Source organism: Streptomyces sp. NPDC001502, from assembly GCF_042894785.1.
Classification (GTDB): domain Bacteria; phylum Actinomycetota; class Actinomycetes; order Streptomycetales; family Streptomycetaceae; genus Streptomyces; species Streptomyces kutzneri.
This window is the reverse complement of sequence record NZ_JBIAVW010000001.1, coordinates 44,366-60,126: the sequence shown is the minus strand read 5'-3', so window position 1 is coordinate 60,126 and position 15,761 is coordinate 44,366. Positions and strand designations below refer to the sequence as shown.

General features: G+C 70.0%; 16 protein-coding genes and 1 pseudogene. 8 read left to right on the top strand and 9 right to left on the bottom strand.

From position 1 onward, the window contains the following. Positions 1-12: 12 nt before the first annotated feature. The 4 genes from ACFY0D_RS00280 (at position 13) to pknB (ending at position 6,663) form a co-directional block, all read left to right on the top strand. A complete protein-coding gene (locus ACFY0D_RS00280; protein ID WP_301368861.1) occupies positions 13-1,527 on the top strand; it encodes a PP2C family serine/threonine-protein phosphatase in 1,515 nt (504 codons plus the stop codon). Positions 1,528-1,561: 34 nt separating this feature from the next. After that, complete coding sequence (locus tag ACFY0D_RS00275; protein ID WP_301368863.1) at positions 1,562-2,986, top strand: FtsW/RodA/SpoVE family cell cycle protein; 1,425 nt, start codon at positions 1,562-1,564, stop codon at positions 2,984-2,986. After that, positions 2,983-4,446 (top strand): penicillin-binding protein 2, encoded by a 1,464-nt coding sequence (locus ACFY0D_RS00270; RefSeq protein WP_351152322.1) that lies wholly within the window; start codon positions 2,983-2,985, stop codon positions 4,444-4,446. Before ACFY0D_RS00275 ends, ACFY0D_RS00270 begins: the two co-directional genes overlap by 4 nt. Before the next feature lie 195 nt (positions 4,447-4,641). Beyond that, entirely contained in the window at positions 4,642-6,663 is a 2,022-nt protein-coding gene (gene pknB, locus ACFY0D_RS00265) for a Stk1 family PASTA domain-containing Ser/Thr kinase (RefSeq protein ID WP_390796220.1), read from the top strand. Between the two features lie 220 nt (positions 6,664-6,883). Here pknB and ACFY0D_RS00260 read toward each other — a convergent pair whose 3' ends face one another. From ACFY0D_RS00260 to ACFY0D_RS00235, 6 genes and pseudogenes are all read right to left on the bottom strand, one after another. Next, positions 6,884-7,609 (bottom strand): class E sortase, encoded by a 726-nt coding sequence (locus tag ACFY0D_RS00260; protein ID WP_390796219.1) that lies wholly within the window; start codon positions 7,607-7,609, stop codon positions 6,884-6,886. Positions 7,610-7,622: 13 nt separating this feature from the next. Beyond that, a pseudogene (locus tag ACFY0D_RS00255) lies at positions 7,623-8,495 on the bottom strand (class E sortase); the annotation flags it as partial. Further along, complete coding sequence (locus tag ACFY0D_RS00250; RefSeq protein WP_030011121.1) at positions 8,444-9,082, bottom strand: aminodeoxychorismate/anthranilate synthase component II; 639 nt, start codon at positions 9,080-9,082, stop codon at positions 8,444-8,446. The pseudogene ACFY0D_RS00255 and the gene ACFY0D_RS00250, both read right to left, overlap by 52 nt. Continuing rightward, positions 9,079-9,255 carry a hypothetical protein gene (locus ACFY0D_RS00245; RefSeq protein ID WP_030011120.1) on the bottom strand — a complete coding sequence of 59 codons (177 nt, stop codon included), beginning with the start codon at positions 9,253-9,255 and terminating at the stop codon, positions 9,079-9,081. Before ACFY0D_RS00245 ends, ACFY0D_RS00250 begins: the two co-directional genes overlap by 4 nt. 89 nt (positions 9,256-9,344) lie before the next feature. Further along, positions 9,345-10,118, bottom strand: coding sequence for a class E sortase (locus ACFY0D_RS00240; protein WP_390796218.1), 774 nt, complete (start codon positions 10,116-10,118; stop codon positions 9,345-9,347). Further along, positions 10,090-10,863, bottom strand: coding sequence for a DUF881 domain-containing protein (locus ACFY0D_RS00235; RefSeq protein WP_301368882.1), 774 nt, complete (start codon positions 10,861-10,863; stop codon positions 10,090-10,092). Before ACFY0D_RS00235 ends, ACFY0D_RS00240 begins: the two co-directional genes overlap by 29 nt. A gap of 91 nt (positions 10,864-10,954) precedes the next feature. On the opposite strand from ACFY0D_RS00235, the gene crgA reads away from it, so the two are divergent. Further along, complete coding sequence (crgA, locus tag ACFY0D_RS00230) at positions 10,955-11,209, top strand: cell division protein CrgA (RefSeq protein ID WP_030383881.1); 255 nt, start codon at positions 10,955-10,957, stop codon at positions 11,207-11,209. 115 nt (positions 11,210-11,324) lie between these two features. Here crgA and ACFY0D_RS00225 read toward each other — a convergent pair whose 3' ends face one another. After that, positions 11,325-12,203: a rhomboid family intramembrane serine protease gene (locus tag ACFY0D_RS00225; RefSeq protein WP_390796217.1), complete on the bottom strand. Its 879-nt coding sequence runs from the start codon at positions 12,201-12,203 to the stop codon at positions 11,325-11,327. Between the two features lie 135 nt (positions 12,204-12,338). After that, complete coding sequence (locus ACFY0D_RS00220) at positions 12,339-12,866, bottom strand: peptidylprolyl isomerase (RefSeq protein ID WP_390796560.1); 528 nt, start codon at positions 12,864-12,866, stop codon at positions 12,339-12,341. A 174-nt stretch (positions 12,867-13,040) separates the two neighbouring features. Here ACFY0D_RS00220 and ACFY0D_RS00215 point away from each other — a divergent pair, with 174 nt between their 5' ends. Further along, positions 13,041-13,721, top strand: coding sequence for a DUF5324 family protein (locus tag ACFY0D_RS00215; protein ID WP_390796559.1), 681 nt, complete (start codon positions 13,041-13,043; stop codon positions 13,719-13,721). Positions 13,722-13,788: 67 nt separating this feature from the next. On the opposite strand, the gene ACFY0D_RS00210 is transcribed toward ACFY0D_RS00215, so the two are convergent. Continuing rightward, the gene (locus tag ACFY0D_RS00210; RefSeq protein ID WP_390796216.1) at positions 13,789-14,325 is read right to left on the bottom strand and encodes a LysM peptidoglycan-binding domain-containing protein; all 537 of its coding nucleotides are present in this window, start codon (positions 14,323-14,325) and stop codon (positions 13,789-13,791) included. 197 nt (positions 14,326-14,522) lie between these two features. On the opposite strand from ACFY0D_RS00210, the gene ACFY0D_RS00205 reads away from it, so the two are divergent. Beyond that, positions 14,523-15,428: a hypothetical protein gene (locus tag ACFY0D_RS00205; RefSeq protein WP_390796215.1), complete on the top strand. Its 906-nt coding sequence runs from the start codon at positions 14,523-14,525 to the stop codon at positions 15,426-15,428. An 87-nt stretch (positions 15,429-15,515) separates the two neighbouring features. Continuing rightward, on the top strand, positions 15,516-15,698 hold the full coding sequence (locus tag ACFY0D_RS00200) for a hypothetical protein (RefSeq protein ID WP_390796214.1): 183 nt from the start codon (positions 15,516-15,518) through the stop codon (positions 15,696-15,698). The last annotated feature ends 63 nt before the right edge of the window (positions 15,699-15,761 follow it).

Below are 15,761 nucleotides of genomic sequence, written 5' to 3'. Positions count from 1 at the left end.
AGGGTGGGCAGTGTGGCTCGAGACCGGTTGTACCCGGAGGCAGCTTCGTCGACAGGGCAGGTGCGCATGAGTCTGTCCTTGCGGTTCGCCGCCGGATCACACAAGGGCATGATCCGCGAGGGGAACGAGGACTCCGGCTACGCCGGTCCCCGGCTCCTCGCGATCGCCGACGGCATGGGAGGCCAGGCCGCCGGCGAGGTCGCGAGCTCCGAGGTGATCTCCACGCTCGTGCAGCTCGACGACGACGTCCCGGGCTCCGACATCCTCACCTCCCTGGCCACGGCCGTGCAGCGCGCCAACGACCAGCTGCGCGTGATGGTCGAGGAGGATCCCCAGCTCGAAGGCATGGGCACCACGCTGACCGCCCTGCTGTGGACCGGCCAGCGCCTCGGCCTCGTCCACGTCGGCGACTCCCGCGCCTATCTCCTGCGCGACGGCGTCCTCACCCAGATCACCCAGGACCACACCTGGGTGCAGCGCCTCGTCGACGAGGGGCGCATCACGGAGGAAGAGGCCACCACCCACCCGCAGCGCTCCCTCCTGATGCGCGCGCTCGGCAGCGGCGACATCGTCGAGCCCGACCTCTCCATCCGTGAGGTCCGGGCCGGTGACCGCTACCTGATCTGCTCCGACGGGCTCTCCGGCGTCGTCTCCCACCAGACCCTGGAAGAGACCCTCGCCGACTACCACGGCCCCCGCGAGACCGTGCAGTCGCTGATCCAGCTCGCCCTGCGCGGCGGCGGACCCGACAACATCACCTGCATCGTCGCCGACGTCCTCGACACCGACAGCGGTGACACCCTCGCCGCCCAGGTCAGCGACACCCCGGTGGTCGTCGGCGCGGTCGCCGAGAACCAGCACCAGCTCTTCGACGGCGGCAACGCCATGCAGACCCCGGCCGGCCGGGCCTCGGGCCTCGGCCGCCAGGGCCAGCCCCCCGCCGGCGCCTTCGGCCCCCCGGGCAGCGGCGACGCCCCCGGCTACGGGTACTCCGACCAGGGCCAGGGCGCGGGCGGCTACGGCACCTTCGGCGAAGCCGACGCCTACACCGCCGACCCGGGCTACGAGGACACGTACGACCACCCCCGCAGGCGCCGCAGCAAAGGGCGCAAGTGGACCACCCGTACGCTGACCCTGCTCATCGTCGCCGGTGTCATCGGCGGCGGCCTGTACGCGGGCTGGCGCTGGACCCAGACCCAGTTCTACGTGGGCGTGAAGGGCGAGCACGTCGCGCTCTTCCGCGGCATCAGCCCGAAGCTGGGGCCGCTGGAGCTCTCCAAGGTGGAGACCGACCGCCCCGACATCGAACTGAAGTACCTGCCGCCCTTCAAGCGGAAGCTGGTCGAGGCCACCATCAGCGAGAACAGCTTCGACGCGGCACGCAAGAAGCTCGACGATCTCGGCGTCCAGGTGTCCGCCTGCAAGAAGGACGAGGAGCGCCGCAACGCCGAGGCCCAGAACAGCCCGACACCCGCCCCCAGCCTGACTCCCGAAGAGCAGCAGCTGGTCGGGCTGTGCGGCAAGTAGTAGAGATACGCGGGCACAGGGGGCCTGCCACACCATGAGCGTAGTCACCAACACGACCACCATCGGCGCCATCGAGCTGCCGAGCAGGCGGAACACCGAGCTCCTGCTGCTCGGCTTCGCCGTGCTCATCCCGATGTTCGCCTACGCCAACGTGGGCCTCGCGATCAACGGCACCCTGCCCCCCGGCATGGTGCTGTACGGCCTCGGCCTCGGCGCCCTCGCCGGGATCGCGCACCTCGTCGTGCGCCGGTACGCCAAGTACGCCGACCCGCTGCTGCTGCCGCTGGCCACGCTCCTGAACGGACTGGGCCTCGTCCTGATCTGGCGCCTGGACCAGTCCGAGCGGCTGCAGAACCTCGCCAAGCGGGCCTTCGGCGGTTTCTCCCCCTCCGCCCCCCGCCAGATGATGTACACGGCGCTCGCCATCGCCCTGTTCGCCGCCGTCCTGCTGATCCTCAAGGACCACCGCGTCCTGCAGAGGTTCACGTACATCTCGATGGCCGGCGCCCTGGTCCTGCTGATCCTGCCCGTCGTCCCGGGCCTCGGCGCCGACGTCTTCGGCGCGAAGATCTGGATCAGCGTGGGCGGCTTCTCCATCCAGCCCGGTGAGTTCGCGAAGATCGTCATCGCGATCTTCTTCGCCGGCTACCTGATGGTGAAGCGCGACGCGCTCGCGCTGGCCAGCCGCCGCTTCATGGGCCTCTACCTGCCGCGCGGCCGCGACCTCGGCCCGATCCTGATGATCTGGGCCATGAGCCTGCTCGTCCTCGTCTTCGAGAACGACCTCGGCACCTCGCTGCTCTTCTTCGGCATGTTCGTGATCATGCTGTACGTGGCCACCGAGCGCACCAGCTGGATCGTCATCGGTCTGCTGATGTCGGTCGGCGGCGCCGTGGTCGTCGGCACGTTCGCCAGCCACGTCAAGGTCCGTGTCACCGCCTGGCTCGACCCCTTCGCCTGCTACACCACCTCGGGTGCGTGCGAGCAGGTCGGCCAGTCGATCATGAGCTTCGGTTCCGGCGGCGTCCTCGGCGCCGGCTGGGGCCAGGGCAACTCCGACCTGATCGGCTTCGCCGCCAACTCCGACTTCATCTTCTCCACCGTCGGCGAAGAGCTCGGCCTCGCCGGAGTGATGGCCTTCCTCCTGATCTACGGGCTCATCATCGAGCGGGGCGTGCGCACCGCGCTCGCCGCCCGCGACCCCTTCGGCAAGCTCTTCGCCATCGGCCTCTCCGGCGCCTTCGCCCTCCAGATCTTCGTGGTCGCCGGCGGCGTCATGGGCCTCATCCCCCTCACCGGCATGACGATGCCCTTCCTCGCGTCCGGCGGTTCCTCCGTCCTCGCGAACTGGATCCTCATCGCCATCCTCATCCGGATCAGCGACACCGCACGCCGCCCCGCACCGGCCCCCGCCCCGTCCCCCGACTCCGAGATGACCCAGGTGGTCCGTCCGTCATGAACAAGCCCCTGCGCCGCATCTCGCTGTTCTGCGGGCTGCTCGTCCTCGCCCTGCTGATCCGCACCAACTGGCTGCAGTACGTGCAGGCCGAGGAGCTCAGCACCCGCAAGGAGAACCGCCGGGTCCAGATCGCCCAGTACGCGACCGAGCGCGGCAACATCATCGTCAAGGGCGAGCCGATCACCGGTTCCAAGGTGACCGACGGCAGCGACTACAAGTACAAGCGGACCTACACGAACGGCGAGCTCTGGGCTCCCGTCACCGGGTACGCCTCGCAGGCCTTCGGCTCCACCCAGCTGGAATCCCTTGAAGACGGCATCCTCACCGGCAACGACGACCGGCTGTTCTTCGACCGCACCATCGGCATGTTCACCGGGGAGAAGAAGCAGGGCGGCAACGTCGTCACCACGCTCAACCCCGATGCCCAGAAGGCCGCCTTCGAGGCGCTGGGCACGAAGAAGGGCGCCGTCGCGGCCATCGACCCGCGCACCGGCGCCATCCTGGCCCTGGTCTCCACGCCCTCGTACGACCCCTCGCGCTTCGCGGGCAACTCCAAGGACGACGAGAAGGCCTGGGTCGAGCTGAAGGACAGCGAGGACAAGAACCTCGTGAACCGCGCCCTGCGCGAGACCTACCCGCCGGGCTCCACCTTCAAGGTGGTCACCGCGGCCGCCGCCCTCGAACACGGCGTCGTCCAGGACATCAACGCTCCGACGGACACCCCGGACCCGTACTTCCTGCCCGGCACCAAGACCGAGATGATCAACCACGCCAAGGGCTGCGAGAAGGCCAGCCTCAACGAGGCGCTGCGCATCTCCTGCAACTCGGTCTTCGCGAACATGGGCGACAAGGTCACCCGCGACAAGATGGTGGAGACCTCGGAGAAGTTCGGCTTTAACAACGACAAGATCGACATTCCGGTCCGCGCGTTCGCCAGCATCTACGACAAGAAGATGGGCAAGGACGGCAACGCCCAGAGCTCCATCGGGCAGTTCAACACCGCCGCCACCCCGCTCCAGATGGCCATGGTCACCGCCGCGATCGCCAACGACGGCAAGCTGATGAAGCCGTACATGGTGGACAACCTCGCGTCCCCCGGCCTGGACATCATCGAGAAGCACGAGCCGCAGGAGATGAGCCGGCCGCTCTCCGCCGCCAACGCGGAGAAGGTGCAGCAGATGATGGTCAACGTCGTCCAGAACGGCACCGGCACCAAGGCCAAGATGAACGGCGTGACGGTCGGCGGCAAGACCGGTACGGCGCAGCACGGCGAGGGCAACAAGAAGCGCCCGTACGCCTGGTTCATCTCCTACGCCGAGACCCCGGACAAGGCCTCGCCCGTCGCCGTCGCCGTCGTGATCGAGGACAGCGAGGCGGACCGTGAGGACATCAGCGGTGGCGGTCTGGCCGCTCCCGTCGCCAAGGCGGTCATGCAGGCGGTGCTGAACAGCCAGAAGTGACCGAGGGACGACGGACCGGAGTGCAGTGACTCACATCACAGATTTCCGGCCCGGTCCGCGCGTACGGTACCGGTCCAGTATCAGCCTGTGGCCACGAACCGATCACGGACGATCGGCCGGTAGCCTTTGCGCGAACAGCACACCGCCGGACCACACACAGGTGCGGTCGGGACTGACGGAGAGGGCTGCAACGTTATGGAAGAGCCGCGTCGCCTCGGCGGCCGGTACGAGCTGAGCCACGTGCTCGGCCGTGGTGGCATGGCCGAGGTCTACCTCGCCCACGACACCCGGCTCGGCCGTACCGTCGCCGTCAAGACCCTGCGCGCCGATCTCGCCCGTGACCCGTCCTTCCAGGCCCGGTTCCGGCGCGAGGCCCAGTCGGCCGCGTCGCTGAACCATCCGGCGATCGTCGCGGTCTACGACACCGGCGAGGACTACGTCGACAACATCTCCATCCCGTACATCGTGATGGAGTACGTCGACGGTTCGACGCTGCGCGAGCTGCTGCACTCGGGCCGCAAGCTGCTGCCCGAGCGCACCCTGGAGATGTGCATCGGCATCCTCCAGGCCCTGGAGTACTCGCACCGCGCCGGCATCGTGCACCGCGACATCAAGCCCGCCAACGTGATGCTGACCCGCACCGGCCAGGTCAAGGTCATGGACTTCGGCATCGCCCGCGCCATGGGCGACTCGGGCATGACCATGACGCAGACGGCCGCCGTCATCGGCACCGCCCAGTACCTCTCGCCCGAGCAGGCCAAGGGCGAGCAGGTCGACGCGCGCTCCGACCTCTACTCCGCGGGCTGCCTGCTCTACGAGCTCCTCAGCGTCCGGCCCCCGTTCGTCGGTGACTCCCCCGTGGCCGTCGCCTACCAGCACGTACGGGAAGAGCCGCAGCCGCCGTCGAACTTCGATCCCGAGATCACGCCCGAGATGGACGCCATCGTCCTCAAGGCACTGGTCAAGGACCCCGATTACCGCTACCAGTCGGCCGACGAGATGCGTGCCGACATCGAGGCCTGCCTCGACGGCCAGCCCGTCGCCGCCGCCGCCACCATGGGTGCGGCCGGTGGCTACGGCTACCCCGACCAGGGGCACGGCTACGGGCACCAGGGCTACGACCAGCCCACCGCTGCCCTGCGCACCACCGACCCCGGTGGCCAGACGTCGATGATGCCGCCCATGCCCCCGGGCGACGGCGGCTACGGCTACGGCGACCAGGGCGGCTACGACCAGGGCCCGAACCGCCGCCAGAAGAAGAGCAAGGCGTCCACCGTCCTGCTCGTCGCGGCGGGAATCCTCGTCCTGGTCGGCGCGATCCTCATCGGCCGTTCCCTCTTCGGCGAGGGCGCCGACAACCGCCCCACCGTGCCCAAGCTCGTCGGCCAGACCCTCGAACGGGCGCAGAAGAGCGGCGACAGCGTCGGCCTCAAGGTGGTCAAGGGCGCCGACGCACCCTGCGAGGACCAGCCCAAGGGCAACGTCTGCAAGCAGGACCCCCCGGCCGATACCAAGGCCGACAGCGGCACCACCATCACGGTGACGGTCTCCACGGGCGCGCCGAAGGTGACGATCCCCGACGTGGTCAACCTCAAGTTCGAGGACGCGGAGAAGGCGCTCAAGGATAAGGGCCTGCAGGTCGACCGCAAGCCCCAGGAGTCCGAGCGCACCGCCGGGACCGTCCTCGACCAGAGCCCGAAGGGCGGCGAGGCGGAGCGCAACAGCGTCGTCACGCTGACCGTCGCCAAGGAGATCTCCAAGGCCGACGTGCCGGAGCTCAGGGGCAAGAAGAAGGACGAGGCGATCAAGGCCCTCACGGACGCCAAACTCAGGCTCGGCAGCGTGACGGAGACCGAGACGCCCGGAGCCGTACCGGGCACGGTCGTCGACCAGCAGTTCGCGGCGGGCCAGCAGCTTGAGGTGGGCAAGACGGTGAACATCAGCATCGCCAAGGCCTCGGCGCAGACCACGGTGCCCAACTTCGCCGGCCGCACCGTGGACCAGTACAAGGAAGAGCTGCGGCGCGCCAACCTCCGGCTCGGCGTCGTCACCGGCTCCACGGACGGCAACGCGATCGTCCTGAACACCGACCCGCAGCCGGGCACCCCGGTCAACACGGGCCAGACCGTGAACGTCATCGCCTTCGGCGGCGGCGGCCAGCAACAGGGCGGCAACAACAACGGCGGCGGCTTCGGCGGCCTGGGCGACAACCGCTGACGCGACCGACGTCGCCGCCACCGGCACAGTGAAAAGGTCCGGCCTCCCTCCCCGACATCGGGGAGGGAGGCCGGACCTTTGTGCGTCCCGCCGCTGTACGGCCGCCTGCGGCCACATCCGGGACGCGTGGGCCTCGTGGGGCCCGGGAGGCGTCGGCGCCGCTCACAGGGGCCTTGTGGGGGCCTGGTGGGGCCAGGCCCGCTCCGGTCCCGGCCGAGGCTCAGCGCAGTTCGGCCGGCGCAGTCCGCTCCGCGTCCACCTTCTCCGTCCGGACCAGCTCGCCCCACACGATGTACCGGTACTTCGAGGTGTAGACCGGCGTGCAGGTGGTGAGCGTGATGTACCGGCCGGGGGCGGTCTTCCCCGAGTCCTTGGGGACCGCGCTGATCACGTCGGTGTTGTACTTCGAGGTCTGGCGCAGCTCCGCGAAGACCTTGTAGACGTACCAGGTGTCGCGGGTCTCGAAGACGATCGCGTCGCCGGTCTTCACCTTGTCGATGTTGTGGAACTTCGCCCCGTGGCCGTCGCGGTGCGCGGCCAGCGAGAAGTTGCCCTTCTCGTCCCACGGCAGCGCCGACTTCACCGGCTGCGTGTAGTACCCGGCCACACCGTCGTCGAGGATGTCCGGGTCGGTCCCCGGCTTGACGAGCACCTCGCCGTTCCGCATCGCCGGTACGTGCAGGAAGCCGACCCCGTCCCGGGTGTCCAGCGCCCCGGGTCCGGCGGCCTGCGGGGAGGGAGCCTGCCACTGCTGGCGGACCTCGTCGCCGCGCGCCGACGCCTGCCGGTCCGCGAGCACGTTCGTCCACCACAGCGAGTAGGCGACGAAGAGGCCCAGCACCAGGCCCACGGTGATCAGGACCTCGCCCAGCAGGCTCAGGAATCCGGCGAGCACACTGCGGTTGCCGACGGGCGGGGCCGCGGCGCGGCGGCGGGCACGAGACACTGCTGATTCGTCCTTAGCTGGTCAGCGCGGGCGGCGGGCCCTGGCTGCGGGGGCGTTCCTCGGTCATCCTGCCCCATACGATCATCCGGTAGGTGCTGGTGAACTCCGGGGTGCAGGTGGTCAGCGTGATGTACCGGCCCTCGGATGTGAATCCCGACCCCTCCGGCACGGGCTTGATCACCGCCACGTTCGTCGGCGGGGTCTGCGCGAGCGACGAGGTCATCTCGTACGTGTAGTAGGCGTCCCGGGTCTCGACCACGACGGGATCCCCGGGCACCAGCCGGTTGATGTAGCGGAACGGCTCGCCGTGGGTGTTGCGGTGTCCGGCCACCGCGAAGTTGCCCTGCTGGTCGGCCGGCATCGCCGTCTTCAGCGCGCCCTCGCCGTAGTGCCCGACCATGCCCTTGTCCAACACCTTCGGCTTGCTGATGCCCTCCGCCACCGGGACCTTCACGTCCAGCTTCGGGATGTGGAGGATCGCGAAGCCCTGGCCGGGCTCGAAGGCCGTCACGGGCGGCGCGGCGGCCCCGGAGCCGCCAGGATCCTGCTCCCAGGTCTGGCGCAGGGAGCCGGCGGCGCCGTTCGCCACCCGCTCCGCCAGCAGGTTCGTGTACCAGAGCTGGTAGGCGACGAACAGCAGCATCACCAGGCCCAGCGTGATGAACAGCTCTCCGCCCAGCCGGCTCGCGATGACCACCGGGCCGCCCGAAGCGGGCCGCCTGCGCCGTCGGCCGCCCCGCCTGCGGGTGCGTCGGGCGGCCTGTTTCGCGGCCTCCTGCGCGGCCCTGCGTCGCGCGGCCCGGCCCTGCGCGGGCGCGGACGGCGCGACCGTGGTCACGCGACGGCCTTGCCCACCACCGGGGCCAGCCCCACCGAGCGCTCCACGGCACCCGCGTCACCGCACCGCACCAGCCAGTTGGCGAGCATCCGGTGGCCCCACTCGGTCAGCACCGACTCGGGGTGGAACTGGACGCCCTCGACGTCGTGCTCCCGGTGGCGCAGGCCCATGATGATCCCGTCCTCGGTCCGCGCCGTGACCTCCAGCGCGTCCGGCAGGGTCCCGGGCTCGGCGGCGAGGGAGTGGTAGCGGGTCGCGGTGAACGGCGACGGCAGTCCCTCGAACACCCCGAGCCCCTCGTGGATCACGGGTGAGGTCTTGCCGTGCAGCAGCTCGGGAGCCCGGCCCACGACGCCTCCGTAGGCGACCGCCATCGACTGCATGCCGAGGCACACGCCGAAGACGGGAACGGCCGTGCGCGCGCAGTGGCGGACCATGTCGATGCAGACGCCCGCCTCCTCCGGCGTACCGGGACCGGGGGACAGCAGCACGCCGTCGAAGCCGTCCTGCGCGTGGGAGAGCTCGACCTCGTCGTTGCGCAGCACCTCGCATTCGGCACCGAGCTGGTAGAGGTACTGGACCAGGTTGAAGACAAAGCTGTCGTAGTTGTCCACAACCAGAATGCGCGCGCTCACGGAGTGGCTCCCGATCCCTCGTCCACCGTCACATCGTTGAACGGGAGAAGCGGCTCGGCCCACGGGAAGACGTACTGGAACAGCACGAAGACCACCGCGAGGACCAGTACGAGTGAGATCAGCGCGCGTACCCACGCGTTTCCCGGCAGATGCCGCCAGATCCAGCCGTACATGCCGCCTGATTCCTTTTCGTCCACGTTCGTTCAACGCACCGCGGGGGCGGTACGCGAACAGACTAAAGGCAGCGGCCCGAAAGGGTGGGTCACCCGGACAAACCCTCCGGCCGCCCCCGGGCGGCGGGGCGCGTGCCGGTCAGCTCCGCCCAGACGACCAGCCGGTGGCTGTGACCCCATTCCGGATCGCAGGTCGTCAGCGTCAGATAGCGGCCGGGCGCCCGGAACGGAGATTTCTCCGGGACCGGGTCGACCACGGCGACGTCGGTGGGCAGGGTGCGCAGGGGCGCGGACCGGAGCGTGTACGTGTACCAGGTGCTCGCGTCCTTGAGGATCACCTCGTCGCCCGGACGCAGTTGCGGGAAGTCCTTGAAGGGGTCCCCGTAGGTGCGCCGGTGGCCGGCCACCGAGAAGTTCCCGACGGCGCCGAGGGGGGCGGTGGCGGCGTAGTGGCCGAGGCCCTTCTTCAGCAGTTCGGGGTCGGTGCCCTCCAGGACGGGCTTGACCCAGTCCGGGCCGAAGCGCGGGACGTACATCTCCGCGAAGGCCCGGCCGGCGGGGTGGCGCTCCGGCTCCGCGGTGGGCGGCGGGGACACCGGCGGGGCCTTCGACGGTTCCGGCTGCGGCGCGGCGGCCGCGGCGGCCGGGGCGGCCGGGGCGGCCGCCCATCGGTCGCGCATCCGGTCCATCTCGCCGTCCATGGCCCGGTCGGCCTTGACCCCGGTCCACAGCAGGACGTACGCGACGAAGAGCACGATCAGCGTGCCCGCCGTCAGGCACACCTCGCTGAACGTCCGTACCACCAGGCGCAGTACGACGTCAGGACGGACCCGGTCAGGGGGTGGGCGCCACCGGCTTCGCATAGTGGAGGTCCACTGTGCCGGAGTAGCCGGGAAGTGTCAGCGCCTTGTGCTCGTCCACTTTCCAGCCGAGCCCGTACGCGTTCACGTACAGCTGGTAGTTCTGCAGGGCCGGAGAGGCGGCCAGGGCCTTCTTCATCGCGCCCGGGTCGCCGACCGCCGAGATCTTGTACGGCGGCGAGTAGACCCGGCCCTGGAGGATCAGGGTGTTGCCCACGCAGCGCACCGCGCTGGTGGAGATCAGCCGCTGGTCCATGACCTGGATGCCCTGGGCACCGCCGCGCCACAGAGCGTTGACCACGGCCTGCAGGTCCTGCTGGTGGATCACCAGGTCGTTGGGCTGCGGCTCGGGCACGTTGGGGATGCGGGCGGTGGCGTTCGGCGGGGCGTCGTTCAGGGTGACCGTCAGGCCCTTGCCGGTCAGCTCCTCGGTGCCGGAGGCGGCGCGCAGGGCGGCCAGCTTGGCGTCCTCGGCCTTGGTGCTGCCGTCGTCACGCTCCGCGAGGGCGTCCACCCGGCCGCGTGCGGCCGCGGTGCTCTGCTCCAGCGCCGCGTTGTCCTGGCTGCGCTCTTTGATGAGGTCCGACAGCTTCAGGAGTGAGGCATCCGTCCGGATGTTCGTACCCTTGGAGGTGTTGAAACTGGTGACGAAGAGCAGCCCGGCCAGGGCGAAGACGGCGGCCGTCAGCAACCGGACCGGCCTGGCCCGGCGACGGGGACCCGCGGAGGAGTCGTCTGAATTGCTCAACGTACCCTTCTCCTTCAACGCCACAGGTCCACTACGCTAACGGACGCCCGGGGCAGGCAAGGTCCCCAGCGCATCGACAGGAGAGCCCCTCGTGCCGAAGTCACGTATCCGCAAGAAGGACGACTACACGCCGCCGCCGACCCGGCAGCCGCAGAGCATCCGGCTCACGAATCGCAGCTGGGTCGCCCCGGTCATGCTGGCGTTCTTCCTGATCGGACTCGCGTGGATCGTCGTTTTCTACGTGACCGAGACCCAGCTGCCGATCGAGGCTCTGGGCAATTGGAACATTGTGGTCGGTTTCGGCTTCATCGCTGCCGGATTCGGCGTATCCACGCAGTGGAAGTAGCACCCGACAGCCCCTGACGGAAGCTCTCCCCATGAGTTATCCACAGCGTCATCCACACCTGAGGAAAAGACAGAAGATCTGTGGATAACTCTGTGGAGAGTTGACGCCGGTGTGATCAGGTGAGTTCCGCGGTGCGGATCAGAATCAGCATCGCGGCCAGCAGAAAAGCCACCGCGCAGGTGCCCCACTGGACCAGTGCGCGATTGCGGCCGGCGGCTGGCACGAGCATGCCCAGACCCACCAGCGCTCCGGTGACCAGGCCACCCACATGGGCCTGCCAGGACACCGTGAGCGCGCCGCCGAGCGGTACGAAGGTCAGCATCAGCATCAGCACGACCATGACGATCACCGGCCGCATCTCGTACCGCAGCCGCTTCGCCAGGACGACGGTGGCGCCGAGCAGGCCGAAGACGGCGCCCGAGGCGCCGAGGGTCGGCACGTACGGCTCGCTCAGCAGATAGACCAGCGCGCTGCCGCCCAGGCCGGAGAGCAGGAAGACCGCGAGATAGCGGACCCGGCCCAGCGCCGCCTCCAGCGGACCGCCGATCACCCACAGCCCGATCATGTTGCCGATGATGTGCCACCACTCGACGTGCAGGAACACCGAGGTCAGCAGCCGGTAGTACTCACCCGTGGCCACCCCGTGGACCGGGCCGCCGGCGTACTCCCGGTACCGGCCGCCGATCAGCTCCAGCTGGACCGCGAGCGCCGGGGCGAAGAGCGCCGCGAGGAACACCAGCACATTGATCCCGATGAGGATCTTGGTGACCAGGTGGGGGTCGGTGGCGACCACCCCGCCCGCGACGGTGCGCGGGGCGTTCGCGGTCGGGTGGTGCCCGGTGCCGGAGCCCGCGCGGACGCACTCGGGACACTGGAAGCCGACCGAGGCGCTGATCATGCACTCGGGGCAGATGGGGCGCTCGCAGCGGGTGCAGCTGATCCCCGTGTCGCGGTCCGGGTGGCGGTAGCAGCCCGGCAGACGGTCGGTGTCCATCGGTTCCCTAGGTCAGCGGCGAGGCAGAGGGGCCAGGAGGCCAGGGGGCGCCCCGCCGGTCCCGTACGTATCCAGTACGGACGGGCGGGGCCGAAAGGTTCCCGGCGTCAGCGCTTCTCGGTCAGCGCTTCTCGGTCAGCGCTTCTCGACGACCACGGACTGGATGATCACGTCGTCCAGGGGGCGCTCGGTGCGCGGGTTGGTGGCGCTGGCGGCGATGGCCTGCACGACCTTCTGGCTGGCCGGGTCGCTGACCTCGCCGAAGATGGTGTGCTTGCGCGTCAGCCAGGCGGTGGGGGCGACGGTGATGAAGAACTGCGAGCCGTTGGTGCCCGGGCCGGCGTTGGCCATGGCGAGCAGGAAGGGCTTGGTGAAGGCCAGGTCGGGGTGGAACTCGTCCGCGAACCGGTAGCCGGGGCCGCCGGTGCCGTTGCCGAGCGGGTCGCCGCCCTGGATCATGAAGCCGCTGATGACACGGTGGAAGACGGTGCCGTCGTACAGCGGGTCCGTGGTCTTCTGGCCGTCGGTGGGGCGGGTCCATTCCCGGGCGCCCGTGGCGAGCTCGACGAAGTTCCTGACGGTCTTCGGAGCGAAGTTCTCCAGCAGCTCGATCTCGATGTCGCCGTGGGTCGTCTTCAGGGTGGCGTAGAGCTTCTCGGCCACGGATCTGCCTTCCATAGTCATCACTGTCGGTCCAGATGGTCGCACGGAGCGCTCCGCGGCACTGAAATCCTCCACCCGTATGCCCTGTCACGCATGCCTGTCTTCGATATGGCAGGCATGATCCGACAAAGGGTGGAAAGGTGAACTGTGTCCGCCACCGAGGAGGAGGATCCCGTGACCGGCAAGGAGAGCATGCGCCTGGCAGCCGAGAGCGCCAGGGAGAGTGTGCGGCACGCGACGGAAGTGGTGGCACCGTACGCGGAATCCGCCAGGGAAGCCGCGGTGCACTACGCCCAGGAAGCGAACGAACGGCTGGCGCCCAAGATGTCGTACGCGGCGACCAGCGCCGCCCAGCACGCCCGTACGACCTACGACTGCCATCTGCATCCACGGCTCAAGGCGGCGCGGGCCCATGTGCCGCCCTCCGTCGACCGGGCGGCGACACAGGCGCGTCTGGCGGCGCGGCAGGCCGCCGAATACACCCAGCCGAAGTTCGAGAGTGCGATCGCGGCCGCCACCCCGGTGGCCGAGGAGGCCGCGTCCCGGTCGGCGGCGGCGCTCGCGGCGCTGCGCGGCCAGGTGACGGCCAAGGAAGTACAGAAGCTCGTACGCCGCCACGAGCGGCGCGCGCGCACGGGGAAGTTCCTGCGCGGTGCCGCGCTGGTCGGCGTACTGGCGTGCGCCGCCTACGCGGCGTGGCGGTGGTGGGACCAGCAGTCGAATCCGGACTGGCTCGTCGAACCGCCGGCGGCCACCGAGCTGTCGGCGCGCGACGCGGCGCCGTCCGCCTTCGACGAGGAGCTGGCGGAGAAGGAGCGCGAGGCCGAGGCGGGCCCCGACGACAAGCAGCTCTGAGCGGTGCACGCGAAGGGGCCCGGATCCTGTCACGAGGATCCGGGCCCCTTCCCGCGTCCGCGGGGTGTCAGCCGGGGAGGGTGAGGACCACGCCCGGGCGGACGAGGTCGGGGTTGGAGCCGACGACACCCCTGTTCATCGCGTAGAGCTCACGCCAGCGGGCCTCGTTGCCGAGCTCGTTCCGGGCGATCGCGGGGAGCGAGTCACCGGGCTTGACGGTGTACGTGCGCCTGGTGGCGGTGGGCTTGGGCATCGGGGCCGCCGGTACCGCCTTGTGCGCGGCCGAGTGCGGGGTGGGGGTGTGCATGGCGCCCGGCGCGGCGGCGGAGGAGGCCGCGGGCTTCGGCATCGCGGTCGGCCTGGGGGCCGCGGGCACCGCCTTGTGCGCGGCGGACGTGGGGGTCGGGGTCGCGGGGGCGGGCCTGGGCGGCGCGGCCGCCGCCATGCGCTCGGCGGTGGCCCGGGTGGCCGAGGCGGCGTCGGCCGCCGAACCCGAGGGAGGCCTCCTGGCCTCGCCCGCCTGCTGCTGCACCTGCTCCTTCGCCTTCTCGGCGGCGTCGTGCGCCTTCTTCTTGTCGGACTTCATGAAGTCGAAGAGTCCCATGTCTGTACGCCTCCGGCGTGATGGTGCCCCCCGGGATCGGTACCTCCTTCCACTGTCCTGCACCGGGCGCCCCGCGGCCCTGCGACGGGGCCGTCCGGGGGACGAGCGGCCCAGGTCACGGCCCGTCCGGGAACGCGGCGGGAAGGTACCGGGAAGGCCCGGCGCCACCATCGTGGGACACGATGGAGGAGATTTCTGTGATCATCAGACAGGCCGCGGAGCGGGTAATGCTGGTCAGGCCCGGACCCGGGCTCGTGAGCGCCGCGATCGTGGCGGGCCTGGACGTGTGGGTGGTGTCCGATCCCGGACCCCGCCCACCGGACGCACGGCTTCCCGCGGAGCTGCCCCCGCAGCGGCTCCTCCGGGTGGACTTCGATGACACGGCCGCGCTGCGCACCCTGCTGACGGACACCGTCCTCGAACACGGGATCGGGCAGGTCCTCTCTCTCACGAGCGATCTCGAACGGGGTCTCGGCAGCGGGGCCGCGGCCGCCGCCGAGGAGGTCCTGAGGGAGCTGTCCGCGAACCGCGGGAAGCCGGCCCGCGGACTGCCGGACGCGGTGACGATCCGGCGGATCCTGAACGAGAGCCGGACCTCCGCGGTACGTGCCGCGGAGGCCCGGTCCGTCACCGAGGCGTGTTCCCTGGCGGAGGAGTTCCCCCTGCCCGTGGTCATCAAGTCCGCCGACAAATCCGGATGCTGGTGGACCGTTCCGGTGCACGACCGGCCCGCTCTGGCCCGGTGGGCCGAACAGGCGGTCACCGCACGGCACTCGGCCCCCTATCTCGTCGAAGAGCTCCTGACCGGAGCCAAGTTCAGGGTGGAGACGCTGACCGTCGACGGCATGCACCTGGTCGCCGACATCGCCCCCGAGGGAACGGCGGCGCCGCTGCGCGACGCGGAGCAGGCCGGGATCCGCGCGACGGTCCGGGCCCTGCTGGATCTGGCCGGGTACGAATCGGGCACCACGCGGACGGATGTGCTGGTCAGCGCGCGGGGATCGCGTATCGCGGCGGCCACGGAGCCGGACCGGGAACGGCACGGTAGCGGCCGTTCCCGCGCCACGGTCACGAGCGGTATCGAGAGGGGAACGGACCGGTAAGGGACTGGGCCAGTCTCTGTCCTGTCGAGAGCGGCCACCGCACCACACGGGAACCGCACACCGGGTACACACCAGGGGGTTCGAGAGATGCGCAGCAAGCTGGCCGGACTGATCGGGATCATCGCGGCGGCCCTGGCGTTCGGGTTCGGTGTGACGGTCGACAGCCAGGCCGACGCCGGTCAGCCCTCCGGCTACCAGGTCCTCGCGGAGGACAAGGGCCCCGGGGTCGCCTCCCCGGCCCCGTCCCCGGCCCCGTCCACCCGCAGGTGACCCGCTTGCCGCGCACATCACGGAACCGCCCCGCACCGAAGTCCGGTGCGGGGCAGTTCCGTT